At 50.6% G+C, this 1,630-nt stretch carries 1 rRNA gene (cut by a window edge); it reads right to left on the bottom strand.

Features of this window, described 5'->3' with window-relative positions:
* A 23S ribosomal RNA gene (locus tag AC07YV_RS29785) occupies positions 1 to 1,602 on the bottom strand; it reaches 1,468 nt to the left of the window's first position.
* Positions 1,603 to 1,630: the final 28 nt, after the last annotated feature.

Genomic DNA, 1,630 nt, shown 5'->3' with positions numbered 1-1,630 from the left:
TTTGGGGTACGGTTCCTGGTTATCTGAAGCTTAGAAGCTTTTCTTGGAAGCATGGCATCAACCACTTCGTCACCCAAAGGGTAACTCGTCATCAGCTCTCGGCCTTAAGATCCCGGATTTACCTAAGATCTCAGCCTACCACCTTAAACTTGGACAACCAACGCCAAGCTGGCCTAGCCTTCTCCGTCCCTCCATCGCAATAACCAGAAGTACAGGAATATTAACCTGTTTTCCATCGACTACGCTTTTCAGCCTCGCCTTAGGGACCGACTAACCCTGCGTCGATTAACGTTGCGCAGGAAACCTTGGTCTTTCGGCGTGGGTGTTTTTCACACCCATTGTCGTTACTCATGTCAGCATTCGCACTTCTGATACCTCCAGCAAGCTTCTCAACTCACCTTCACAGGCTTACAGAACGCTCCTCTACCGCATCACCCGAAGGTGATACCCGTAGCTTCGGTGTATGGTTTGAGCCCCGTTACATCTTCCGCGCAGGCCGACTCGACTAGTGAGCTATTACGCTTTCTTTAAAGGGTGGCTGCTTCTAAGCCAACCTCCTAGCTGTCTAAGCCTTCCCACATCGTTTCCCACTTAACCATAACTTTGGGACCTTAGCTGACGGTCTGGGTTGTTTCCCTTTTCACGACGGACGTTAGCACCCGCCGTGTGTCTCCCATGCTCGGCACTTGTAGGTATTCGGAGTTTGCATCGGTTTGGTAAGTCGGGATGACCCCCTAGCCGAAACAGTGCTCTACCCCCTACAGTGATACATGAGGCGCTACCTAAATAGCTTTCGAGGAGAACCAGCTATCTCCGAGCTTGATTAGCCTTTCACTCCGATCCACAGGTCATCCGCTAACTTTTCAACGGTAGTCGGTTCGGTCCTCCAGTCAGTGTTACCTAACCTTCAACCTGCCCATGGATAGATCGCCCGGTTTCGGGTCTATTCCCAGCGACTAGACGCCCTATTAAGACTCGCTTTCGCTACGCCTCCCCTATTCGGTTAAGCTCGCCACTGAAAATAAGTCGCTGACCCATTATACAAAAGGTACGCAGTCACCTAACAAGTAGGCTCCCACTGCTTGTACGCATACGGTTTCAGGATCTATTTCACTCCCCTCTCCGGGGTTCTTTTCGCCTTTCCCTCACGGTACTAGTTCACTATCGGTCAGTCAGTAGTATTTAGCCTTGGAGGATGGTCCCCCCATATTCAGACAAAGTTTCTCGTGCTCCGTCCTACTCGATTTCATGACTAAGAGATTTTCGCGTACAGGGCTATCACCCACTATGGCCGCACTTTCCAGAGCGTTCCGCTAATCTCAAAGCCACTTAAGGGCTAGTCCCCGTTCGCTCGCCACTACTAAGGGAATCTCGGTTGATTTCTTTTCCTCAGGGTACTTAGATGTTTCAGTTCCCCTGGTTCGCCTCTTGCACCTATGTATTCAGTACAAGATAACCATCTTATGATGGCTGGGTTCCCCCATTCAGACATCTCCGGATCAAAGTCTGTTTGCCGACTCCCCGAAGCTTTTCGCAGGCTACCACGTCTTTCATCGCCTCTGACTGCCAAGGCATCCACCGTATGCGCTTCTTCACTTGACCATATAACCCCAAGCAATCTGGTTATACT

The organism is Pseudomonas sp. GW456-E7, assembly GCF_059424105.1.
This window is presented reverse-complemented; position numbering and strand designations above follow the sequence as displayed.